This is a genomic window from Streptomyces sp. NTD91, assembly GCF_059510455.1.
This window is the reverse complement of the sequence record NZ_JCAJZW010000001.1, coordinates 442,141-462,768: the sequence shown is the minus strand read 5'-3', so window position 1 is coordinate 462,768 and position 20,628 is coordinate 442,141. Positions and strand designations below refer to the sequence as shown.

20 protein-coding genes and 1 pseudogene are annotated in these 20,628 nt (G+C 72.3%); 11 read left to right on the top strand and 10 right to left on the bottom strand.

The window, feature by feature from the left end; genetic code table 11:
- Positions 1-7 precede the first annotated feature (7 nt).
- Entirely contained in the window at positions 8-1,414 is a 1,407-nt protein-coding gene (locus AC5WRT_RS02130; RefSeq protein WP_496099871.1) for an NAD(P)/FAD-dependent oxidoreductase, read from the top strand.
- A 32-nt stretch (positions 1,415-1,446) separates the two neighbouring features.
- Positions 1,447-1,926, top strand: coding sequence for a GNAT family N-acetyltransferase (locus AC5WRT_RS02125; RefSeq protein ID WP_496091912.1), 480 nt, complete (start codon positions 1,447-1,449; stop codon positions 1,924-1,926).
- On the opposite strand, the gene AC5WRT_RS02120 is transcribed toward AC5WRT_RS02125, so the two are convergent.
- Positions 1,915-3,441, bottom strand: coding sequence for an MFS transporter (locus AC5WRT_RS02120; protein ID WP_496099870.1), 1,527 nt, complete (start codon positions 3,439-3,441; stop codon positions 1,915-1,917). The genes AC5WRT_RS02125 and AC5WRT_RS02120 overlap by 12 nt on opposite strands.
- 104 nt (positions 3,442-3,545) lie before the next feature.
- Positions 3,546-3,728 (bottom strand): annotated as a pseudogene (locus AC5WRT_RS02115) (zinc-binding dehydrogenase); the annotation flags it as partial.
- A gap of 271 nt (positions 3,729-3,999) precedes the next feature.
- Here AC5WRT_RS02115 and AC5WRT_RS02110 point away from each other — a divergent pair.
- Positions 4,000-4,689, top strand: a complete 690-nt coding sequence (locus AC5WRT_RS02110; protein ID WP_496091910.1) for a pentapeptide repeat-containing protein — start codon at positions 4,000-4,002, stop codon at positions 4,687-4,689.
- Between the two features lie 15 nt (positions 4,690-4,704).
- On the opposite strand, the gene AC5WRT_RS02105 is transcribed toward AC5WRT_RS02110, so the two are convergent.
- Positions 4,705-5,205, bottom strand: a complete 501-nt coding sequence (locus AC5WRT_RS02105) for a hypothetical protein (RefSeq protein WP_496091909.1) — start codon at positions 5,203-5,205, stop codon at positions 4,705-4,707.
- Between the two features lie 77 nt (positions 5,206-5,282).
- On the opposite strand from AC5WRT_RS02105, the gene AC5WRT_RS02100 reads away from it, so the two are divergent.
- Positions 5,283-6,668 (top strand): M1 family metallopeptidase, encoded by a 1,386-nt coding sequence (locus AC5WRT_RS02100; RefSeq protein WP_496099869.1) that lies wholly within the window; start codon positions 5,283-5,285, stop codon positions 6,666-6,668.
- Here the strand turns inward: AC5WRT_RS02100 and AC5WRT_RS02095 are convergent.
- Positions 6,613-7,251: a GNAT family N-acetyltransferase gene (locus AC5WRT_RS02095; protein ID WP_496091907.1), complete on the bottom strand. Its 639-nt coding sequence runs from the start codon at positions 7,249-7,251 to the stop codon at positions 6,613-6,615. The two genes, AC5WRT_RS02100 and AC5WRT_RS02095, sit on opposite strands and share 56 nt — an antisense overlap.
- Before the next feature lie 236 nt (positions 7,252-7,487).
- Complete coding sequence (locus AC5WRT_RS02090) at positions 7,488-8,063, bottom strand: TerD family protein (protein ID WP_496091906.1); 576 nt, start codon at positions 8,061-8,063, stop codon at positions 7,488-7,490.
- A 194-nt stretch (positions 8,064-8,257) separates the two neighbouring features.
- Between AC5WRT_RS02090 and arfB the strand changes: the two genes are divergently transcribed.
- Both arfB and AC5WRT_RS02080 read left to right on the top strand, forming a co-directional pair.
- The gene (gene arfB, locus AC5WRT_RS02085; protein WP_496091905.1) at positions 8,258-8,686 is read left to right on the top strand and encodes an alternative ribosome rescue aminoacyl-tRNA hydrolase ArfB; all 429 of its coding nucleotides are present in this window, start codon (positions 8,258-8,260) and stop codon (positions 8,684-8,686) included.
- A 118-nt stretch (positions 8,687-8,804) separates the two neighbouring features.
- On the top strand, positions 8,805-9,665 hold the full coding sequence (locus AC5WRT_RS02080; RefSeq protein WP_496091904.1) for a sigma-70 family RNA polymerase sigma factor: 861 nt from the start codon (positions 8,805-8,807) through the stop codon (positions 9,663-9,665).
- A gap of 20 nt (positions 9,666-9,685) precedes the next feature.
- Here AC5WRT_RS02080 and AC5WRT_RS02075 read toward each other — a convergent pair whose 3' ends face one another.
- Positions 9,686-10,258 carry a flavin reductase family protein gene (locus AC5WRT_RS02075; protein ID WP_496091903.1) on the bottom strand — a complete coding sequence of 191 codons (573 nt, stop codon included), beginning with the start codon at positions 10,256-10,258 and terminating at the stop codon, positions 9,686-9,688.
- A gap of 335 nt (positions 10,259-10,593) precedes the next feature.
- Between AC5WRT_RS02075 and cdgB the strand changes: the two genes are divergently transcribed.
- Positions 10,594-12,246 carry a diguanylate cyclase CdgB gene (gene cdgB / locus AC5WRT_RS02070; RefSeq protein WP_496091902.1) on the top strand — a complete coding sequence of 551 codons (1,653 nt, stop codon included), beginning with the start codon at positions 10,594-10,596 and terminating at the stop codon, positions 12,244-12,246.
- 116 nt (positions 12,247-12,362) lie between these two features.
- Positions 12,363-13,277 carry a CBM35 domain-containing protein gene (locus tag AC5WRT_RS02065; RefSeq protein WP_496091901.1) on the top strand — a complete coding sequence of 305 codons (915 nt, stop codon included), beginning with the start codon at positions 12,363-12,365 and terminating at the stop codon, positions 13,275-13,277.
- A 100-nt stretch (positions 13,278-13,377) separates the two neighbouring features.
- Here AC5WRT_RS02065 and AC5WRT_RS02060 read toward each other — a convergent pair whose 3' ends face one another.
- The 3 genes from AC5WRT_RS02060 to AC5WRT_RS02050 all read right to left on the bottom strand — a co-directional run bounded on the left by AC5WRT_RS02060 (position 13,378) and on the right by AC5WRT_RS02050 (position 16,515).
- Positions 13,378-14,295 (bottom strand): 1-phosphofructokinase family hexose kinase, encoded by a 918-nt coding sequence (locus tag AC5WRT_RS02060; protein ID WP_496099868.1) that lies wholly within the window; start codon positions 14,293-14,295, stop codon positions 13,378-13,380.
- A 133-nt stretch (positions 14,296-14,428) separates the two neighbouring features.
- Positions 14,429-15,574: an N-acetylglucosamine-6-phosphate deacetylase gene (gene nagA, locus AC5WRT_RS02055; RefSeq protein WP_496091899.1), complete on the bottom strand. Its 1,146-nt coding sequence runs from the start codon at positions 15,572-15,574 to the stop codon at positions 14,429-14,431.
- Complete coding sequence (locus AC5WRT_RS02050; protein ID WP_496092007.1) at positions 15,574-16,515, bottom strand: ROK family protein; 942 nt, start codon at positions 16,513-16,515, stop codon at positions 15,574-15,576. The genes nagA and AC5WRT_RS02050 overlap by 1 nt, the downstream gene beginning before the upstream one ends.
- Positions 16,516-16,627: 112 nt before the next feature.
- Between AC5WRT_RS02050 and AC5WRT_RS02045 the strand changes: the two genes are divergently transcribed.
- The 3 genes from AC5WRT_RS02045 to otsB all read left to right on the top strand — a co-directional run bounded on the left by AC5WRT_RS02045 (position 16,628) and on the right by otsB (position 19,148).
- Positions 16,628-17,920 (top strand): ABC transporter substrate-binding protein, encoded by a 1,293-nt coding sequence (locus AC5WRT_RS02045; RefSeq protein ID WP_496092006.1) that lies wholly within the window; start codon positions 16,628-16,630, stop codon positions 17,918-17,920.
- A 36-nt stretch (positions 17,921-17,956) separates the two neighbouring features.
- Positions 17,957-18,181: a DUF3263 domain-containing protein gene (locus tag AC5WRT_RS02040; RefSeq protein ID WP_496091898.1), complete on the top strand. Its 225-nt coding sequence runs from the start codon at positions 17,957-17,959 to the stop codon at positions 18,179-18,181.
- A gap of 133 nt (positions 18,182-18,314) precedes the next feature.
- A complete protein-coding gene (otsB, locus tag AC5WRT_RS02035) occupies positions 18,315-19,148 on the top strand; it encodes a trehalose-phosphatase (RefSeq protein WP_496091897.1) in 834 nt (277 codons plus the stop codon).
- On the opposite strand, the gene AC5WRT_RS02030 is transcribed toward otsB, so the two are convergent.
- Positions 19,136-20,578, bottom strand: a complete 1,443-nt coding sequence (locus AC5WRT_RS02030) for an alpha,alpha-trehalose-phosphate synthase (UDP-forming) (RefSeq protein ID WP_496091896.1) — start codon at positions 20,576-20,578, stop codon at positions 19,136-19,138. The genes otsB and AC5WRT_RS02030 overlap by 13 nt on opposite strands.
- Positions 20,579-20,628: the final 50 nt, after the last annotated feature.

Here is a 20,628-nt window from a genome sequence, read left to right as displayed (position 1 = left end):
CCCGGCCATGAGCAGCTCGGCAAGCACTGCTGTCAACGGCGGGATCTCCTTCTGGTACGCGGACGACGGCCTTCCGGCGGTGCGGGAGCCGCTGAACGGGGACGCGACCGCCGACGTCGTGATCGTCGGCGGCGGCTACACCGGTCTGTGGACGGCCTACTACCTGAAGAAGGCCGCCCCGTTCCTCCGCATCGTCGTCCTGGAGCAGAAGTTCTGCGGCTACGGCGCCTCCGGCCGCAACGGCGGCTGGCTCTACAACGGCATCGCGGGTCGTGACCGCTACGCCCGTCTGCACGGCCACGAGGCCGCCGTACGGCTCCAGAGGGCCATGAACGACACCGTCGCCGAGGTCGTCGCGGTCACCGAGGCCGAGGGCATCGACGCCGACGTGCACAAGGGGGGCGTCCTCGAAGTGGCCACCTCCCCGGCCCAGCTGGCCCGGCTGAAGGCGTTCCACGAGCACGAGTCGTCGTACGGCGAGAAGGACCGGGAGCTGTACGGCGCCCGGGAGACCGCCGAGCGGATCCGGATCGCGGACGCGGTCGGCTCCACCTGGACCCCGCACGGCGCCCGCCTCCACCCGGTCAAGCTGGTCAAGGGTCTGGCGGCGGCCGTGGAGGCGCTCGGCGTCACCGTCCACGAGTCGACCCCGGTGACCGAGATCCGCCCCAAGCACGCCGTCACGCCCTACGGCACCGTCCGCGCCCCGTACGTCCTGCGCTGCACCGAGGGCTTCACCGCCTCCCTGAAGGGCCAGAAGCGGACCTGGCTCCCGATGAACTCCTCCGTGATCGCCACCGAGCCGCTGACCGGGGAGCAGTGGGCGTCCATCGGCTGGGACGGCCGCGAGACCCTCGGCGACATGGCGCACGCCTACATGTACGCCCAGCGCACCGCCGACGGCCGGATCGCGCTCGGCGGCCGGGGCGTGCCGTACCGCTTCGGATCCCGCACCGACAACGACGGCCGCACCCAGCGGGCGACGATCGAAGCCCTGCACGAGATCCTGACCCGTTTCTTCCCCTCGCTGGCCGGGGTCCGGGTGGCGCACGCCTGGTCGGGCGTGCTGGGTGTGCCGCGGGACTGGTGCGCCACGGTGACCCTCGACAGCTCCACCGGGCTCGGCTGGGCCGGCGGCTACGTCGGCTCCGGCGTCGCCACCGCCAACCTGGCCGCCCGTACCCTGCGCGACCTGGTCCAGCGGGACTCCGGTCAGGGCGGCTCTACCGAGCTGACCGACCTGCCCTGGGTGAACCACAAGGTGCGCAAGTGGGAGCCGGAACCCTTCCGCTGGCTGGGCGTGCACGGCCTTTACGCCACCTATCGCGCGGCCGACCAGCGGGAACGGCTCCGGCCGGGGACGGAGTCGTCCCGGCTGGCGAAGGTGGCCGACCGGGTGGCGGGACGGCACTGACGGGCCGCGACGGGCCGGGTTAGCCTCGCCGCATGATTCGTGCCGCGACCGTCGACGACGTCCCCGCCATCCATGCCATGATCCGTGAGCTGGCCGAGTACGAGAAGGCCCCCGGGGAGGCGAAGGCGAGCGAGGGGCAGCTCGCCGAGGCGCTGTTCGGTCGGCGGTCGGCGGCGTTCGCGCACATGGCGGTGGACGACGCGAGCGGTGAGCCGGTCGGGTTCGCGCTGTGGTTCCTGAACTTCTCGACCTGGCGGGGCGTGCACGGCATCCACCTGGAGGATCTGTACGTCCGCCCGGCCGCGCGCGGTGGCGGGCACGGGCGGGCGCTGCTGACCGAGCTGGCGCGGATCTGCGTGGAGCGCGGGTACGGGCGGCTGGAGTGGTCGGTGCTGGACTGGAACCGGCCCGCGATCGGGTTCTACGAGGCGCTGGGCGCCCGTCCGCAGGACGAGTGGACGGTGTACCGCCTGACGGACGAGGCGCTCACCGCGCTGGGCTCAGCCCACTGACTCCACGACCGGCGTCCTCGCGGCCGTCCCGTGCTTCGGCGCCCTGGCCGTCACCATGAACCCGGCGACCAGGCCGGCCACCAGCATCACGGCGGCCGCCCAGCCGATCGCGACCGTGTAGCCGTGCACCACGCCCGCCGGGATCACCGTGGCCTTCCGGGCGGCGCTGTGCAGATGGGCGGTGATGTAGGCGGTGCTGCTGGTGGTGGCGATGGTGTTGAGCAGCGCCGTACCGATGGAACCGCCCACCTGCTGCGAGGTGTTGACGGTCGCGGAGGTGACGCCGGAGTCGCGCGCGGCGACGCCCGCCGTGGCGGTGGCGAACACCGGCATGAAGGTCAGGCCCATGCCGAGGCCCATCAGGACGAGGGCGGGCAGGATCTCGGTGGGGTAGGAGGAGTGGACCGTCATGCGGGTGAGGAGCAGCATGCCGCCCGCGGCGAGGACCATGCCGGGCGCCATGAGCATGCGCGGAGCCACGTGGTGCAGCAGCCGGGCGGAGATCTGCGTGGAGCCGGTGATGATCGCGGCGGTCAGCGGCAGGTAGGCGAGACCGGTCCTGACCGGGGAGTAGCCGAGGATGACCTGCAGGTAGTAGGTCATGAACAGGAACAGGCCGAACATGCCGATCGTCGCGAGCATCATGGTCAGGAAACAGCCTGCGCGGTTGCGGTCGCTGAGGATGTGAAGCGGCAGCAGGGGGCTCGGGGTGCGGTTCTGCCACCACACGAAGGCGGTCAGCAGGGCGACGCCGGCCGCGAAGAGCGCGAGCACCAGGGGGTCGCTCCAGCCGCGCGGTTCGGCCTCGCTGAAGCCGTAGACGATGGCCACCAGACCGCCGCAGCCGAGCACCACGCCGGGGACGTCGAGCCGGGCCTCGTGGTGGCCGGGGCGGTCGTGGAGCAGGGCGAAGGCGCCGACGACGGCGAGGACTGCGATGGGCACGTTGACGTAGAGGCACCAGCGCCAGTTCAGGTATTCGGTGAGCAGTCCGCCGACGATGAAGCCGATCGCCGAGCCGCTGCCGGCGAGGGCACCGTAGATGCCGAAGGCCTTGCCGCGTTCGCGCGGGTCGGTGAAGGTCGTGGTCAGCAGGGAGAGCGCGGAGGGCGCGAGGACGGCGGCGAAGACGCCCTGGAGGGCGCGGGCGCCGAAGAGCATGGCGGAGCCGGTGGCGGCGCCTCCGACGGCGGAGGCGGCGGCGAAGCCGACGAGCCCGAGGACGAAGGTGCGTTTGCGGCCGACGAGGTCGGCGATGCGGCCGCCGAGCAGCAGCAGGCCGCCGAAGGCGAGGGTGTAGGCGGTGATCACCCACTGCCGGTTGCCGTCGGACATGTGCAGGGCGTGCTGGGCGGAGGGGAGCGCGATGTTCACGATGGTCGCGTCGAGGACGACCATCAGCTGGGCGAGGGCGATGACGACCAGGGCCCACCAGCGGTGCTGATCCGTTCCCTCGGGGGTGTGTCCGGCGGTGTTTCCGGGGACGCCGGCCTCACCCGTTCGGCCGGTACTCATCTGGCCAGAAGACCACGAATCAGGGCGTATTGCATCCTGATTGGTGAGATTGTCACGTTTATCTGGAACCGATTGTCCCCAGTTGTCGGTCATCGGCTTGGTCGTCATGGTTCCAACACCACCTTTCCGATCGTGCCGCGGTTCTCGAGCGCGCGGTGCGCGGCGGCCGCCTCCGCGAGCGGGAAACGGGTCACGGCCGGGCGCAGCCGGCCGTGGGCGGCCTCGGCGAGCGCGCGCAGTTCCAGCGCGCGCAGACCGCCGGCCCTGCGGAGCATCTCCGGGCCGAGCGGCGGTGGCGGACGACGGCTCATCGCGCCCACCCTCCGGCCTCAAGCACGCTTGTGGTCAAGCGCGGGCCGGCGGCGCGGTACGTGCCTTCGGCGGCGGTTGGTCCGGCTGAGCCGCGGGCGTCGGCGGTGCTGCGGTGCATGGGGCGGGCTCCCCCCTCGGGTGGTTCACCTTGTCCGTGCATACGACGTTTCGCCCGGCCGGAATGTGACATGGTCCGGGTCTGCGCAGGTCAGCCGGATTGTCAGTGGCGGGGTGCAGCATGGGGGCATGGCGAGGAGAGCGACGGAGGGCCGGGCGGCGGGCCGGGCAGGAGTGAAGGGCGCGCGACGGCCGGAGCTGCGGCTGCCGCCGCTGGAGCCCTGGCCGGACGGCGAGTTGACGCCGGACGGGGACTACGACGGGCTGGAGTTCCGGGACGCCGACCTGACGGGGCAGGACGGCGTGGGCGCCCGGTTCATGGACTGCGCGCTGACGGGCTGTGCGGTGGACGGGACGGCGCTGGGCCGGGCGAGAGTGCTGGACTCGGTGCTGAGCGGGCTGCGCGGGGTGGGCACACATCTCGCCGAGTCCACGTTCCGGGACGTCGAGCTGATCGACGCCCGTCTCGGCGGCACCCAGCTGCACGGCGCGGTCCTGGAGCGGGTCCTGGTCCGCGGCGGCAAGATCGACTACCTGAACCTGCGCGAGGCCCGCCTCAAGGACGTCGTCTTCGAGTCATGCGTGCTGGTCGAGCCGGACTTCGCGGGCGCGGTCCTGGAGCGGGTGGAGTTCGTCGACTGCGCGCTGAGAGAGGCCGACTTCGGCAGCGCGACACTGAAGGACGTGGACCTGCGCGGTGCCGCACCGCTGGAGATCGTGCGGGGCCTGGACCGGCTGTCGGGGGCGGTGATCAGCACCGGGCAACTGCTGGACCTGGCACCGGTGCTGGCGGCGGAGATGGGGATCCGGGTGGAGTAGCGGGGCGGCCGGGACTCAGGGCATCCGGGGAAAGCGGGCCTGCAGGGTCCAGATCGCCGGGTTCTCCGCCAGGTCCTCGTGGAGGTCGGTCAGGTCGGCGACCAGGTCATGCAGGAAGTCGCGGCCCTCGCGGCGCAGTTCGGCGTGGGAGACGGAGAGCGGGGACTCCTCCGCCGGCACCCAGTCGGCGCTGATGTCCACCCAGCCGAAGCGGCGCTCGAACAGCATCCGGTCGGTGGACTCGGTGAAGTCCAGCTCCGCCCTTTGCGGCCGGGCGGCGCGGGAGCCCATCGGATCCCGGTCCAGCCGCTCCACGATGTCGCACAGCGCCCACGCGAAGTCCAGCACCGGCACCCATCCCCAGGCTGTGGACAGCTCCCTGTCCGTCTCGGTGTCCGCGAGGTAGACGTCACCGCAGAACAGGTCGTGCCGCAGCGCGTGGACGTCCGCGCGGCGGTAGTCGGTCTGCGGGGGATCCGGGAACCGGTTGGAGAGGGCGTAGCCGATGTCGAGCACGGGAGAGATGGTGTCACGCGCGAGCGGCGGCCCCGGACCCGAGGCCCGACGGACCAGCCGCACTTAAGATCACTGACATGTCCAGATCCGTACGTCTTTTCCTGGCCGTCGCGGCGCTCCTCTCCCTCACCGCCACCGCGTGCGACGGCGGCGTGCACGGCACCCCGGGCGGATCCGGCGTACGCGACCCCTACTTCCCGAAGGCCGGCAACGGCGGCTACGACGTCGGGCACTACGACCTCACCCTGGACTACACCCCCGCCGGCCGCCGGCTCACCGGCACTGCCGTCATCATCGCCCGCGCCACCCAGGACCTGTCCGCCTTCGACCTGGACCTCAGCGGGCTGCACGTCGACTCGGTCACCGTGGAGGGCAAGAAGGCCCGCTTCGACCGGGCAGGCCAGGAACTCACCGTCCGCCCGCACGACGACCTCAGCAAGGGCGAGACCTTCCGCACGGCCGTCCGCTATGCGGGCATCCCGCACACCCTGACCGACCCCGACGGCTCCGAGGAGGGCTGGCTGCCCACCGCCGACGGCGCCCTCGGCCTCGGTGAACCCGTCGGCTCCATGACGTGGTTCCCGAGTGACGACCACCCCTCCGACAAGGCGTCCTACGACATCACGGTCACCGTCCCCGCGGGCCTCCAGGCCGTCTCCAACGGCGAGCTGGCCGACCAGTCCACCAAGGGTGGACGTACGACGTTCCACTGGCACGTCGCCGAGCCCATGGCGACCTACCTCGCCACCGTCGCCGTCGGCCACTTCGACCTCACCCGCGGTACCGGCCCGCACGGGCTGCCGATTCTCACCGCCGTCGACCCCACCCAGGCGAAGGCGAGCGAGAAGGTGCTCGCGCAGCTCCCCGCGATCATCAAGTGGGAGGAGATCAACTTCGGCCCGTACCCCTTCTCCTCCACCGGCGCGATCGTCGACCGCCCCGGCGACGCCGGCTACGCCCTGGAGACCCAGAACCGGCCCGTCTTCCCCGGCGCCCCGGACACCGGCGCCCTCGTGCACGAACTCGCCCACCAGTGGTACGGCGACTCGGTCACCCCGAAGTCCTGGCGGGACATGTGGCTCAACGAGGGCTTCGCCACCTACGCGGAGTGGCTGTGGCGGGAGGACCACGGCGGCGAGAGCTGCCGGCAGACCTTCATGGACTACTACGACGGGAACGACAAGGCCATCTGGGCCTTCCCGCCCGCGAAGCCGTCGAGCGCCGCGCACATCTCCGACAGCCCCGTCTACCAGCGTGGCGCGATGGTCCTGCAGAAGATCCGGCAGAAGGTCGGCGACGACACCTTCTACGCCATCATCGAGGGCTGGGCCGCCGCCCACCGCCACGGCAGCGCGAGCACCGCGGACTTCACCGCGTACGTGGAGAAGAAGGCCCCGCACCAGGACTTCACCGAGATCTGGAAGGACTGGCTGTACGGAGACGGCAAGCCCGGCCGTCCGTGACGGACGCGGTGCCTGGACGTCCCGCCACCACGGCGGTCCGGGCGCCCCTCCTCGGCGTGCGCGGCGCGTCGCCCAGCACCTTGCGCAGCACGGCACAGGGTCGGCCGAGGGCGCGGTCGGGGCGGTGGCCGATGACCTCGTAGCCGAGGGCGGTCCAGAAGGCGAGGGCCTTGGGGTTGTTCTCGAGCACGGCGAGCCGTACGGCACTGCGGCGGCACCGGGCGCGGAAGCGGTCCTCGACGAGTTGCGCGACGGTCCGGCCGTGGCCCTTGCCGTGCTCGGCCGCGTGCACCATCAGCAGTCCGATCCACGGATCCGGGTCGGCGGGGTCGGGGTGGTGGGCGAGCGTGCCGGCGAGACCGACGAGGCGTCCCTCCTCCGTGCGGGCGAGCAGCACCTCGGCACCCGGCACGGCCAAGTCCTCGGCCAGCGTGGCCGCGACCTGCTCGGGGCGTATGTCGTCCGGGTCGGGAAAATCGCCGCTGAGCCGGTGGAACTCGCGGTTGGACGCGTAGAGCGCGGTGAGCTCCGCCAGGAGCGGGGGCGGCACGTCCCGGTCGGGAGGCAGGGGTTCCAGGATCACGCGGGCACGCTATCTCCGAGCGCCTCCGGCCACCCCCGGTTTTCTGCCGCCGCGGTCCACGAAAGCCCCGGCCTGACCGCGGGTTCATGCAGGGGCCGCCCGGAGCCTCCGGTCGCGCCGACGGCAACCGGAGGCCGCCGCTCTCCACGACCGGAGGCGCCACGGCACAGGCGCCCACCGCAGGCGCCGCGACGGAGGCCCCCCGGACGACCCGCGCGATTCCGGCGCGGCGTCCGTCAGACGTTGACGCCGAAGTCCTGGGCGATGCCCACCAGGCCCGAGACGTAACCCTGGCCCACCGCGCGGAACTTCCACTCCGCGCCGTTGCGGTACAGCTCGCCGAAGACCATGGCCGTCTCGGTGGCGGCGTCCTCGGAGAGGTCGTAGCGGGCGATCTCGGCACCGCCGGCCTGGTTGACGATACGGATGTAGGCGTTGCGGACCTGGCCGAAGTTCTGGCCGCGGTTCTCGGCGTCGTAGATGGAGACCGGGAAGACGACCTTGTCGATGTCGGCGGGGAGCGCGGCCAGGTTGACGTTGATCGCCTCGTCGTCGCCCGCGCCCTCGCCCGTGCGGTTGTCACCGGTGTGGACGATGGAGTTGTCCGGGGTCTGCTTGTTGTTGAAGAAGACGAAGTGCGCGTCCGAGTAGACCTTGCCCTGGCCGTTGACCGCGATGGCGGAGGCGTCCAGGTCGAAGTCCGTGCCGGTGGTGGTGCGGACGTCCCAGCCGAGGCCCACGGTGACGGCGGTCAGGCCCGGAGCCTCCTTGGTGAGCGAGACGTTGCCGCCCTTGGACAGGCTTACAGCCATGTTGGGAGTCCCTTCCCTTGGATACGTGTGGTGCAGTGCCGTTGAAGCTACCGTCACCCGGAAGAACGTCGAGGGGGTCCTGGCGGTTCCGGATCCCTTTACCTTTTTTACCGAGCGCCTTTCTCGCCGGGCGGCAGGACGGGGCCCGGAAATGCAGGTGACGCGGACCGGACGGGACCGGGAACATGTGACGCATGTCCGGTCCTTACGTCGTCCGCGGTTCCGTCTCGCTCCCCGAGGCCGAGCTGATGTGGCGTTTCTCCAGGTCGTCCGGGCCCGGTGGACAGCACGTCAACACCAGTGACTCGGCCGTGGAGCTGCGCTTCGACCTCGCCCGCACCGAGGCGCTGCCTCCGGTGTGGAAGGAGCGGGCGCTGCGGCGGCTCGCGGGCCGGCTCGTCGACGGCGTGGTGTCCGTACGGGCCTCCGAGCACCGCTCGCAGTGGCGCAACCGCGAGGCCGCCGCCGTGCGCCTCGCGGCCCTTCTCGCGGAGGCCAGCGCGCCCCCGCCCAAGCCGCGCCGGGCGACCCGGATCCCGCGCGGCATCAACGAACGCCGGCTGCGGGAGAAGAAGCAGCGCTCGCAGACGAAGCGGGGCCGCTCCGGCCGGGACTGGGGGTGAACCCTGCGACGGTGCGTCCGTCGCACCCGAAGGCACCTCCGGCGTCACATCCGCGCCCCGCGGTTCGTCAGTGAGGTGGTAGACCCACGACGGCGGACGAAAGAGGCCGGGCAGCGCGATGACTGACAACGAGCAGCAGCACCGTGACGACGCGTTTCTCGCCGAGCGGTTCGAGGCGTACCGGGGGCATCTGCGGGGTGTCGCCTACCGGATGCTGGGCTCGGCCGCGGAGGCCGAGGACGCGGTGCAGGAGGCGTGGTTCCGGCTGAGCCGGACCGACACGCGCGATGTCGGCAACCTCGGGGGCTGGCTGACGACCGTCGTGGGACGGGTCTGCCTCGACATGCTCCGCTCCCGCCGCTCACGGGGCGAGCAGCCCCTGGACACCTGGCGTCCGGGCGCCTCCGCCGAGCCGGACCCGGCGCAGGACGCCCTGCTCGCGGACTCGGTCGGGCTGGCGCTCCTGGTCGTCCTCGACACGCTCTCGCCGGCCGAGCGGCTGGCGTTCGTGCTGCACGATCTGTTCGGGGTGCCGTTCGAGGAGATCGGCGGCGTGCTCGGGCGCAGCCCGGCCGCGACGCGGCAGCTGGCCAGCCGGGCGCGGCGGCGGGTGCGGGGCGCGGACGCGCCGGAGACCGATCTGGTACGGCAGCGGGAGGTGGTCGACGCCTTCCTGGCGGCCGCGCGCGAGGGCGACTTCGACGGGTTGCTGGCGGTGCTCGACCCGGACGTGGTGGCGCGCGGCGACACCGGGGTGACCGTCGGTGCGGTGCAGGTCGCCTCCGGTGCGAAGCGCTACGCGCACGTGACGCGGGTGGCGCAGCCGGCCCTGATCGACGGGGTGACAGGACTCGTGGTGTACGCGGAGGGCCGCCTGGAGCGGGTGCTGACGTTCACCTTCGTCGCCGACCGCATCGCGTCCATCGAGGCCGTGACGGAGCCGGAGGAGCTCTCGGCGCTGACCGTCGAGCCGGTGTAGCGGCCGGCCGGGTGCGGTGCTCAGCCCAACTGCCGGTAGCGGCCCCGGAAATACAGCAGCGGGCCGCCCTCCGCGCTCGGTACCCGCGCCGTCAGCACGCGGCCGATGACCAGGGTGTGGTCGCCGGCCGCCACCCGCTGCTCGGTGCGGCACTCCAGCGTGGCCAGCGCCCCGCCCACCAGCGGGGCGCCGGTGGCCTCGCCGCGGACGTAGGGGATGTCCTCGAAGAGCAGACGGTCGCTGATGCGGCCCTTCATGGCGAAGCGGCCCGCGACGTGCCGCTGGCTCTCGGCGAGGACCGACACCGCCCACAGGGGCTGTTCGTCGAGCAGGTCGTCCATGCGGGCGCCCGTGCGCAGGCTCACCAGGACGAGCGGCGGGTCGAGGGAGACGGACACGAAGGCGGTGGCGGTCATGCCGACGTCCTCCATGCCCGGCGCGTCCGGGTCGTCCGGGTCCAGCGGCGGCTCCTGGGCGGTCACCAGGACCACCCCGGCGGCCAGTCGGGACATCGCGGCCCGGAACTCGTCGTTGCTCACCCCCTCAGCATGCCCGGAAGCGGCGAGAGCGGTGGGGGAGGGAGTCTTCAGCACACCGGAAACGCTAGTCTCCGCCCCACGCGGGCCGCATCGGGCCTCCGCCCGAGCCCGGTCCTAGGACCAGCGGACGACGAGTGTGTGCATGATGTGTGCGCACGCACAAAGCATGCGTTCAGGAAACGCACGGGTAAAACGCGGAAACTCCACTCAATTGTTCACGTTCATCTGTGACTTGAGTCACAAGGGGCGGGAATTGTTGACCCTGTGTACCGAGTGGGCAGCGCGCTGTGATTCAGTGGCGGGGAACTGAAACGCACCGTAAGAGGCACCCTTAAGAAGCGCCGAAGACAACCCTTGATTCGCTGCGAGGTCTCGGGGGGAGGGCGAGCATGGAGACCGAGTCGGAGCCGTATGTCCGTCTTGCGTCCCTGCGGCAGCTGCACCAGGTCATGGCCGACATGAACACGGCACGCAGCCTGGCGGACACACTGCAGACCGTCGCCGACGGCGCCGTGCACGCCCTCGGGTACGAGATGGCCTGCGTGAACCTGGTGCGGCCCGACGGCGACCTCGTCGTCGCCGCGTTCGCGGGGAACTCCGCCGCCGAGGCCCTGATCACCGGCCGGGTCGGCTCCCGCGAGTCCTGGGACCGGCGGCTGGCCATGGGCGAGCGCTGGGGTGACCTGGTCTTCATACCGCACACCGAGGGCTGGGTGCTGGACGACGACGACGTACCGCAGTGGTTCACGGACGGACCCGCGCCGCGTTTCGAGGACGAGTGGCACCCCTCCGACCGCCTCTTCGCGCCCATGTACACGCCGGGCGTGCAGGGCGGCTCCTCCGGTGAGCTGCTGGGCGTCATATCCGTCGACCGGCCGCGCAACGGCCGCCGGCCCGGGGCCTGGGGCCGTGAGGCCCTGCAGATGTACGCCTTCCAGGCCGCCATCGCGATCAGCAACGCGCGTCTGCGCGCCAACATGCAGCGCGCCCTCGTCCGCCTGGAGCGCGAGCAGCAGGCCCTGCGGGCGAGCGAGGAGAGCTTCAGGCAGGCCTTCGAGTACGCCCCCTCCGGCATGGCGATCGCCGAGATGGGCGGCGACCAGCACGGCCGCATCCTGCGCACCAACGACGCCCTGTGCCGCCTGCTGGGGCGCCCCGCCTCCGCGATGCGCCGCTACTCCTTCTCCGACCTGGTCCACCCCGAGGACATCGGCACGCTGCTGCGCACCTCGGCGGAGGGTGGCCGCGCGGAACTGCGCCTGGGCCGCCGGGACGGCACGTACGTCTGGGTGTCGCTGCGCAACTCCGTCGTCGCGGACGCCGCCGACGGCCCCCGCTTCCTGCTGACCCACGTCGAGGACATAGAGGAGCGCAAGCGCCGCGAGCTGCAGCTCGCCCACCGCGCCTCGCACGACTCCCTCACCGGTCTGCCGAACTCCGCCGAGCTGCGCTCTCGCCTCGCGGCCCGGCTGTGCCGGCGCCCGGCCCACGCCGAGCTGGAGTCCCTGGACGCGGCCTACGGTCATCCCGCCTTCGACCCGCCCACGGGCCACGGCTTCGACTTCCGGCCGGGCACGGACGGCTACGACGCGTACGACCACCATGTGCACACGGTCGCCCCCGAGGACGGCAGCGACGACGGCACCAAGGGGCTCGCGGTGCTCTTCTGCGACCTCGACGGCTTCAAGTCGATCAACGACCGGTTCGGGCACAACGCGGGCGACGCGGTCCTCATCGAGGTCGCGCGCAGGCTGTCGCGCGGGGTCCGGGACGGCGACACGGTCGCCCGGCTCGGCGGCGACGAGTTCGTGATCCTCGCCGACGGTCTCGGCCGGGCCGACGCCCAGGACCTCGCCGTACGGCTGCGCAACGAGATCATCCAGCCGATCCGGGCCGAGGGCCGGGCCGTCCGGGTGGGCGCCAGCTTCGGCATCGGATGGGCACACTGCGGCATGACGGCGGACGAAGTGTTGAAGTCCGCCGACGAGCGGATGTACGTAGAGAAACGATCTCGTCCCAAACAGCACCGACGCGCCGGATGATCCCCAGGTCAGGCGACTGATGCGGTGGGAGTCACCCGTTTGGGCCAGCCGGAGCGGGTAGGCTCGCACTTCCAGACCTGTACCGCATCCGCCGCACCTGCTGAGGAGACCAAGGGATGACGCCCGGCGAAAACAGCCCGAGCACGCCCGAGGACGACGACCCGTTCGGCTATCTGTACGCCGACGGTCAGGCCAGAGGGGCTCAGCCGCCGTCCGGCGGTTACGGCTACCCGAACTCGGTCAGCAGGGTGCGTACGGTCGGCGAGCGCCAGTACGGCCAGCAGCAGGCGCCGTACGGCCAGCCGACGATGCCGCAGCAGCAGGCCGGCTACGGCCAGCCGAACGCCCACTACCAGGCCCCCGAGACCCTCCCCGGCGGCGCCCCGCCGAGCAGCCCCCGCTCCGCACCGCACGCGCCGGGCCGCCGCGGCCCGAACACCAAGGGTCTGCTGATCGGCGCGATCGCGGTGGTCGCCGCGGTGGTCATCGGTATCAGCGTCGCCATGCTCAACGGCAACCCGGACGACAAGAAGACCGACAACCAGGCGGGCAGCACGCCCACCCAGTCCCAGAGCCAGAACCCGAGCCCGTCCGGCAGCAGCTCGGCGGCGTCGGGGGACATGCCGAAGACCGACGCGAAGGACCTCCAGCTGAGCGGTGGCGCGACCACTGCCTCGGACGTCAAGGGCGCGAAGGCGAACGGCGGGGTCTATGTGACGGGGTTCAACGCTGTCGGCGCGTCGGTCACCTGGACCGTCAACGACGTCCAGAAAGCCGGCTCGTACCGCCTGTACGTGCGGTACGCCATTCCCGGTGAGGACGCCAACGCGACGCTGTCGGTCAACGGCAAGGCCAACCCGCAGCCGCTGGGCATGAAGAACTTCATCGGCTCGCCGAAGGGCGACTTCGAGAAGGGCTGGCAGTCCACCTGGGCTCCGGTGACGTTGACCAAGGGCACCAACACGTTCACGATCACCTGCGGTCAGGGGAACCAGTGCAACGCCCTGATCGACCAACTGTGGGTGCAGTAGGCCCCGGACGGCGCAACGGTCCGCCGGCAGGCCCGGCGGACCGTCATGAAGCCGGGCCACGGACCTTCGCGGCACCGACATGCCGTGCCGCGAACCGCTTTCACGCCGCCGTCACCGACACGCGTCTCAGGAGTTTCTCGTAGGCCGCGCGGTCGAAGTCGCCCGCTGTCGCGGACCGTACGGTGGCCGCGGACAGGGCGACCGCGCGGGTGAGGCGGTCGGGCCAGGGGAGTCGGTCCAGCAGCCCGGAGAGGAGGCCGGCGACGGCCGAGTCGCCGGCGCCGGTGGGGTTGCCGTGCTCGGGGGCGGGCGGAACCGCGCGCCAGCGGCCCTCCGGGGTGAGCGCCAGCAGCCCCTGCGCGCCCAGGGAGGCGACGACGGCACGGGCGCCGCGCCGCCGGGCGTCCTGGGTGGCGCGTGACGGCTCGTGGGAGCCGGTGAGTTCGGCCAGTTCGTCGGCGTTGGGCTTGACCAGGTCGGGGCGGGCGGCAACCCCACGACGCAGGGGCTCGCCGCTGGTGTCGAGCAGGACGGGAAGGCCGGCCGCCTTCGCCGCGCGGACCAGATGCGCGTACGCCCCCACCGGCACCCCCGGCGGCAGGCTGCCGCACAGGGCCACCGCCGAGGCCGACGGCAGGAGTTCGTCGTATCGGTCGAGGAAGGCGCCCCACTCGGTGGGCGCTACCTGCGGGCCGGGCTCGTTCAACTGGGTGGTGTCACCGGAGAGTTCGTCGACGATCGCGATCGTGCGCCGGGTCGGCCCGGAGACGGGGACGAGGGCGTCCGTCAGGCCGGGGATGCCGGCCAGCCGGTCGCGCATCTCCCGTCCGGTCCCGCCGCCCGCGAACCCCGTGACCGTCACCTCGTGCCCGAGCGCCGCGAGCACCCGGGCCACGTTCACTCCCTTGCCGCCGGGCCGCTCCACGACCTCCGACACCCGGTGCGAGGCGTGCGGCCGCAGCGACCGCACGCGATAGGTGAGGTCGAGAGCGGTGTTCAGCGTGACCGTGAGGATCACCCGGGCCGACCTCCCTCGAAGTCCTGCGGCACGTCAACGCGCCTGCCATCGGTTTCCGGCGCCACGATCATGCCAAAGAGACGGCGGCCCGCCCAGTCACGAGTCGGCCGCCGGCCCGGGGAAGACGGGCGGATCAGACCGGTTGGGGCGGGGCCACCACCCACTCGCCCCGCCGCATCACGCCTTTCAGGTCGAAGTCCGCGTCCACAAGGAGCAGGTCGGCGTCCTTGCCGGGCTCCAGGGAGCCGATGCGGTCGAAGAGGCCCAGCAGGCGGGCCGGGTTGACGGACAGGGCCTTGACGGCGTCCTCCACCGGCAGCCCGTCGACGGTCACGGCCCGCTTGAACGCGCGGTCCAGGGTGAGCGTGGAACCCGCGATCGAACCGCCCTCCACCAGCCGGGCCACCCCCGCGCTGACCTCGACCTGGAGCGGGCCGAGCATGTAGCGGCCGTCGCCGGTGCCGGCCGCGTCCATGGCGTCCGTGATGAACGCCACCCGGTCCGCGCCCGCGTGATGGAACGCCAGCTCCAGCGCGGCCGGGTGCAGGTGCGTGCCGTCGTTGATCAGCTCGACCGTGACCCGCTCGTCCTCCAGCAGTGCCGCTACGGGGCCGGGAGCGCGGTGGCCCAGCGCGGGCATCGCGTTGAACAGGTGGGTGGCGACCGTGGCGCCCGCGTCGACCGCCTCGACCGTCTGCTCGTACGTGGCGTCCGTGTGCCCGACCGCCGCGATGACACCGTGCTCGGCGAGCAGCCGTACGGAGTCGATGCCGCCCGGCAGCTCGGTCGCCAGGGTGACCATCCTCGCCCTGCCGCGCGCCGCCTCGATCAGCTTGCGGACCTCGGCCGGATCCGGGTCCCGCAGCAGCGCCTCGGAGTGCGCGCCCTTGCGGCACGGCGAGATGAACGGGCCCTCGAAGTGGATGCCGGCGATCTCGCCCTGCTCGGCCAGTTCGCTCAGCAGTCCCGCCTGCCGGACCAGCAGGTCCATCTCGTCGGTGACGGTGGAGGCGACCAGGGTGGTGGTGCCGTGCGCGCGGTGCGTCCGGACGGCCGTCAGGACGTCGTCGGCGGTGCCGGAGAAGGAGGCTCCGCCGCCGCCGTGGTTGTGGATGTCCACGAAGCCGGGGATCAGCCAGTGGCCGGTCACGTCGATCACCGGGGCGCTTTCGGCGGCCCGGTCCACGATCCGCGCGCCCTCGACGGACACGCGTCCGTCGTCCACCACTCCGCTGGGCAGCACCACCCGAGCACCTGCGAGAACCAAGCTGGGAGCCATCAGGCGGTTACCTCCGAGGGGTCGGTGGGTTCGAGGAGATCGCGGGCCAGCAGACCCGCGCCGAGGCAGCCGGCCGTGTCGCCCAGTGCGGCGGGGACGACGGCCGGGAGTTTCTGGAAGGTGACCCGCCGCCGGACGGCGTCCCGCAGGGGCCCGAACAGCACGTCCCCCGCCTCGGCGAGCCCGCCGCCGATGATCAGGACGCGCGGGTCCAGCAGGGTGAGCGCGGTGACCAGGCCGTCGGCGAGCGCGTCGACCGCCTCCTGCCAGACCCGGACGGCGTTCGGGTCACCGGACGCGACGGCCTTGGCGCAGTCGGCGGCGTCCGCGTCCGGGTCCCCGCAGGCCGCCGCCCAGGCCTCGCTCAGGGCGGACGCGGAGGCGTACCGCTCCAGGCATCCGTGCTGCCCGCAGGGGCAGGGGGCCCCGCCGGGCCGTACGACGACATGGCCGATCTCGCCCGCGAAGCCGTGCGCGCCCGCCTCCACTCGCCCGTCGATGCCGATGGCGCCGGCGATCCCGGTGCCGAGCGGCACGAAAAGGAACCGGTCGGCACCCTTGCCCGCGCCGATCCGGCCCTCGGCGAGCCCGCCGGCGCGCACGTCGTGGCCGAGGGCGACCGGGATGCCGAGCCGTGCGTCGAGCAGCGTGCGCAGTGGTACGTCCCGCCAGCCGAGGTTGGCGGCGTAGGAGGCGATGCCCCGCTCCTCGTCCACGATGCCGGGGACCGCGATGCCGGCAGCGGCGGCGGCCTCGCCGTGGTGCCGAAGGCCGTACGCGTGCAGCTCGGCGGCGAAGTCGAGGATCGCCGCGACCACCGCGTCCGGCCCGCGCTCGCGTCCGGTGGCGCGGCGGGCGCGGTGGAGCAGCTCGCCGTCGTCGCCGACGAGAGCGGCCTTCATCCCGGTACCGCCCACGTCCAGGGCGATGACATGTCTCACCACGGTCCCTAGTGTGGCCCTCCCACCCAGGAGAGGTCTAGTCCACTCACGTGGTGTAGACCTTACGTGTCCATATGTTGAACGGTCAGACAGCAGGGTTGGGGCTTTGAGGGTGCGTCGGCGTACGGCAGGAACGATCGCGGTGGTGTCCGCGCTGGGCATGACGGCGGTCCTCGGCGGCTGCGGGAGTACGGGCTCCTCCGACGTCACCCTCAGACTCGTCGCCGCCGACTACGGCGATTCCCCGGCGAACAGCTCCCAGAAGTACTGGGACGCCCTGGCGAAGGAGTACGAGTCCAAGCACCCCGGGGTGAAGATCGACGTCAGCGTCTACTCCTGGAACGACGTCGACGCGAAGGTCAAGGCCATGGTCGCCGCCGGCCATCCCCCCGACCTGGCCCAAATAGGCGCCTACGCCGACTACGCGGCCGCCGGCAAGCTCTACCCGGCCTCCGACCTCCTCTCCATCAGGACCCAGGCCGACTTCCTCTCCCAGCTCTCCGAGGCCGGGCAGTGGAACCACACGCAGTACGGCATCCCGTTCGCGGCCTCCACGCGCGTGCTCTTCTACAACAAGACCCTGTTCGCCGAGGCCGGCATCACCCCGCCCGCCACCTGGGACGAGCTGGCCGCCGACGCCAGGGCGCTCAAGGCCAAGGGCGTGAAGTACCCCTTCGCGCTCCCCCTCGGCCCCGAGGAGGCCCAGGCGGAGACGATGCAGTGGCTGCTCAGCGGCGCGAGCGGCCAGAACGATGCCAACGGCTACACCGACGACGTCGGCACCTACACCATCGACTCCGCGCAGAACGTCCAGACCTTCACCTGGCTCAAGGACGACCTGGTCGACAAGGGCCTGACCGGGCCGGTCGCACCCGGCCGACTGAACCGCGCGGACGCCTTCGCCGCGTTCGCCGACGGACAGGTCGGCATGCTCAACGGGCACCCCACGCTGATCCAGCAGGCCGAGAAGAAGGGCGTGAAGTTCGGCATGGTGCCGACGCCGGGACGCACCGGCCCTGCCAGGGCCTCGATGGGCGTGACCGACTGGATGACGGCCTTCAGGCAGAACGGCCACGGCGACCGGATAGGCGACTTCCTCGACTTCGTCTACAGCGAGAAGAACGTCCTGGCCTTCTCCCGCGAGTACGGGCTGCTGCCGGTCACCGGCTCCGCCTCGACGGTGATGAGCGAGTCGGACGCCGCCTCCGACAAGGCCCTGCACCCCTTCCTCGACCAGCTGCCCACCTCCGAGCTGTACCCCGTCGGCAAGACCTCCTGGGCGACGGTCAGCGCGGCCGTGAAGCAGAACGTCGGCCAGGCCGTCGCCCCCGGCGGCGACCCCGCCGGCGTCCTGAGCCGCCTCCAGGCGACGGCGACGGCGGCGGACAGCGGCGCCAGGAACTGAACGCCGCTGTCAGTGCCCGTCGCTACGGTGACTGCCATGGAACTCGGCTCCCGCGAACTCGCCGTCCTCGCCCTGGAGCGCCGCGGCTTCCCCGGCCCCGGCGCGAAGGAGCGCGCGATACGCGAGGAACTGGGCCTGTCGCCGGTGCGCTACTACCAGCTGCTGAACGCCCTTCTGGACGACGAGAGGGCCCTCGCGGCGGACCCGGTGACGGTGAACCGTCTGCGCCGGGTGAGGGAGTCCCGCCGCGCCGAACGCTGAGCTGCACAGCGGGGCAGGGGCGTCCGGCAGGGCGACTTCTCGGCCGACCGCGTCCGGTGGTGGCCGGGCGCGGCGGGTCCCAGGGGGTGGAGCCCCGGGCATGACGGCGGCCCGCGCTGGATACTGTCGCGGTATGGACCCTCTGCCGACCCCGCAGACCCAGCCCGGCCGGGCCGGGCTCGCCGCACTCCTCGCCAAGCCGGGCGCAGCGCTCGTCGGCCTGGACTTCGACGGCACGCTGGCCCCCATCGTCGCCGACCCCGAGCAGGCCCGCGCCCACCCGGACGCCGTACCCGCACTCGCCGCCCTCGCCCCGAAGGTGGCCTCCGTCGCGGTGATCACCGGCCGCCCGGCCGGCGTCGCCGTCCGCTACGGCGGCTTCGCCGGCGTCCCCGGCCTGGAGCACCTGACCGTCCTCGGCCACTACGGCGCCGAACGCTGGGACGCGGTCACCGGTACCGTCACCGCCCCGGCCCCGCACCCCGGGGTCGCGGCGGCCCGCGCCGAACTCCCGGGCGTCCTGGACCATGCCGGCGCCTGGCCCGGCACCTGGATCGAGGAGAAGGGCCGGGCGGTCGCCGTGCACACCCGCCGCGCCACCGACCCACAGGCCGCGTTCGAGGCCCTGCGCGGCCCCCTCACCGACCTCGCCGGCCGGCACGGGCTGATCGTCGAACCCGGCCGCATGGTCCTGGAACTGCGCCCACCGGGCATGGACAAGGGCGTGGCGCTCGCCGACCACGTCCGCAGGACCGGCGCCGAGTGCGTCGTCTACGCCGGCGACGACCTCGGCGACCTGCCCGCCTTCGCCGCCGTCGACAAGCTCCGCTCCGAGGGCGTCCCCGGCCTCCTGGTCTGCAGCGGCAGCGCGGAGGTCACGGAGCTGGCGGAACGGGCCGACGTCGTCGTCGACGGTCCGGTCGGCGTCGTGCACCTGCTGCGGTCGCTCGCGGCTCAGCTGGACTGAGGCTCCTCGAGCGCCCGCAGCTGGTCCAGGAACCACCGGGCGGGCGGCAGCGCGGTGGCCGCGTCGGCCAGCCGTTTCGACCGCTCCGCCCGCTCGGCGTCCGGCATGCCCAGCGCCTCGTGCAGCGCCCGCGCGGTCTCCAGCACGTCGTAGGGGTTGACCGCGAACGCGTGCGGGCCCAGCTCCTCGTACGCCCCCGCCTCCCGGGACAGCACCAGCGCGCAGCCCTCGTCGGAGACGACCGGCACCTCCTTGGCGACCAGGTTCATGCCGTCCCGGATGGGGTTGACGAGGGCCACGTCGGCGAGCCGGTACGCGGCCAGCGAACGCGCGAAGTCGTCCTTGACGTGCAGCACCACCGGGGTCCAGCCGGGCGTGCCGTAGGCCGCGTTGATCTCGTCGGCCACCCGCTGCACCGCCGCCGTGTAGTCCCGGTAGACGGCGAGGTCCTGCCGGGACGGATACGCGAACGCGACATGCACCACCCGCTCCCGCCACTCGGGGTGGTCCTCCAGCAGCTGTCGGTAGGCAAGCAGGCCGCGCACGATGTTCTTGGACAGCTCGGTGCGGTCGACCCGGACGAGGGTCCTTCGGCCCTCGCCGATCTCCTGGCGCAGCGCGGCCATCCGCTCCTCGACGTCCGGCTCGTGCGCCCGCTTGCGCAGGAAGTCCCCGTCCGCCCCCAGACCGTGCACGCCGATCCGCGTGTCCGCGGGCATCCCGGACTCGATGACCGCCTGCGCGCAGTTCCGGAACGCGTCCGCCCAGCGGTGTGTCAGGAACGCCACCCGGTCGGCCCCGAGCATGCCCGCCAGCAGCTGCTCGCGGATGTCCCCCGGGAGCAGCCCGAAGTACTCGGGCGGCGCCCACGGCGTGTGCGAGAAGTGGCCGATCCGCAGGTCCGGGCGCAGCTCGCGCAGCATCCCCGGCACCAGGCACAGGTGGTAGTCCTGGACGAGAACGGCCGCGCCCTCGGCCGCCTCCTCGGCCAGCGCCTCGGCGAACGCGCGGTTGTAGGTCTCGTACGACGCCCACTGCCGGCGGAACTCCGTGTCGAAGACCGGCTCCAGCGGGGTCTGGTACAGCATGTGGTGCACGAACCACAGGACCGAGTTGGCGATCCCGTTGTAGGCGTCGGCGTGCACGCGCGCGTCGATGTCCAGCATCCGCACCCGCTGCCCACCGCTGTCCTCGGCCGGCAGCAGGCCGCCGCCCGCCCGTCGTACGGCCTCGCGGTCGCCGTCGCCCAGCGCCGCGCACACCCACAGCGAGTCCGCGTCCGGGCCGATGGCCGACAGCCCCGAGACCAGCCCGCCGCCGCCCCGCTTGGCGCGCAGCGCACCGCTGTCGTCCACCGTGTACGAAACCGGGCCGCGGTTGGACGCGACCAGCACCTGAGCTCTCTTGGCAGCACCATCCGTGGAAGCCATGGTCCTCAACCTAGCCCCGCCCGGAAACGCTCAAACGTACGGCCGCGCCC

Coding starts and splice junctions, on each gene's coding strand:
- AC5WRT_RS02130 (WP_496099871.1), top strand. CDS start 8: ATGAGCAGCTCGGCAAGCACTGCTGTCAACGGCGGGATCTCCTTCTGG.
- AC5WRT_RS02125 (WP_496091912.1), top strand. CDS start 1,447: ATGATTCGTGCCGCGACCGTCGACGACGTCCCCGCCATCCATGCCATG.
- AC5WRT_RS02120 (WP_496099870.1), bottom strand. CDS start 3,441: ATGAGTACCGGCCGAACGGGTGAGGCCGGCGTCCCCGGAAACACCGCC.
- AC5WRT_RS02110 (WP_496091910.1), top strand. CDS start 4,000: ATGGCGAGGAGAGCGACGGAGGGCCGGGCGGCGGGCCGGGCAGGAGTG.
- AC5WRT_RS02100 (WP_496099869.1), top strand. CDS start 5,283: ATGTCCAGATCCGTACGTCTTTTCCTGGCCGTCGCGGCGCTCCTCTCC.
- AC5WRT_RS02090 (WP_496091906.1), bottom strand. CDS start 8,063: ATGGCTGTAAGCCTGTCCAAGGGCGGCAACGTCTCGCTCACCAAGGAG.
- arfB (WP_496091905.1), top strand. CDS start 8,258: ATGTCCGGTCCTTACGTCGTCCGCGGTTCCGTCTCGCTCCCCGAGGCC.
- AC5WRT_RS02080 (WP_496091904.1), top strand. CDS start 8,805: ATGACTGACAACGAGCAGCAGCACCGTGACGACGCGTTTCTCGCCGAG.
- cdgB (WP_496091902.1), top strand. CDS start 10,594: ATGGAGACCGAGTCGGAGCCGTATGTCCGTCTTGCGTCCCTGCGGCAG.
- AC5WRT_RS02065 (WP_496091901.1), top strand. CDS start 12,363: ATGACGCCCGGCGAAAACAGCCCGAGCACGCCCGAGGACGACGACCCG.
- nagA (WP_496091899.1), bottom strand. CDS start 15,574: ATGGCTCCCAGCTTGGTTCTCGCAGGTGCTCGGGTGGTGCTGCCCAGC.
- AC5WRT_RS02040 (WP_496091898.1), top strand. CDS start 17,957: ATGGAACTCGGCTCCCGCGAACTCGCCGTCCTCGCCCTGGAGCGCCGC.
- otsB (WP_496091897.1), top strand. CDS start 18,315: ATGGACCCTCTGCCGACCCCGCAGACCCAGCCCGGCCGGGCCGGGCTC.
- AC5WRT_RS02030 (WP_496091896.1), bottom strand. CDS start 20,578: ATGGCTTCCACGGATGGTGCTGCCAAGAGAGCTCAGGTGCTGGTCGCG.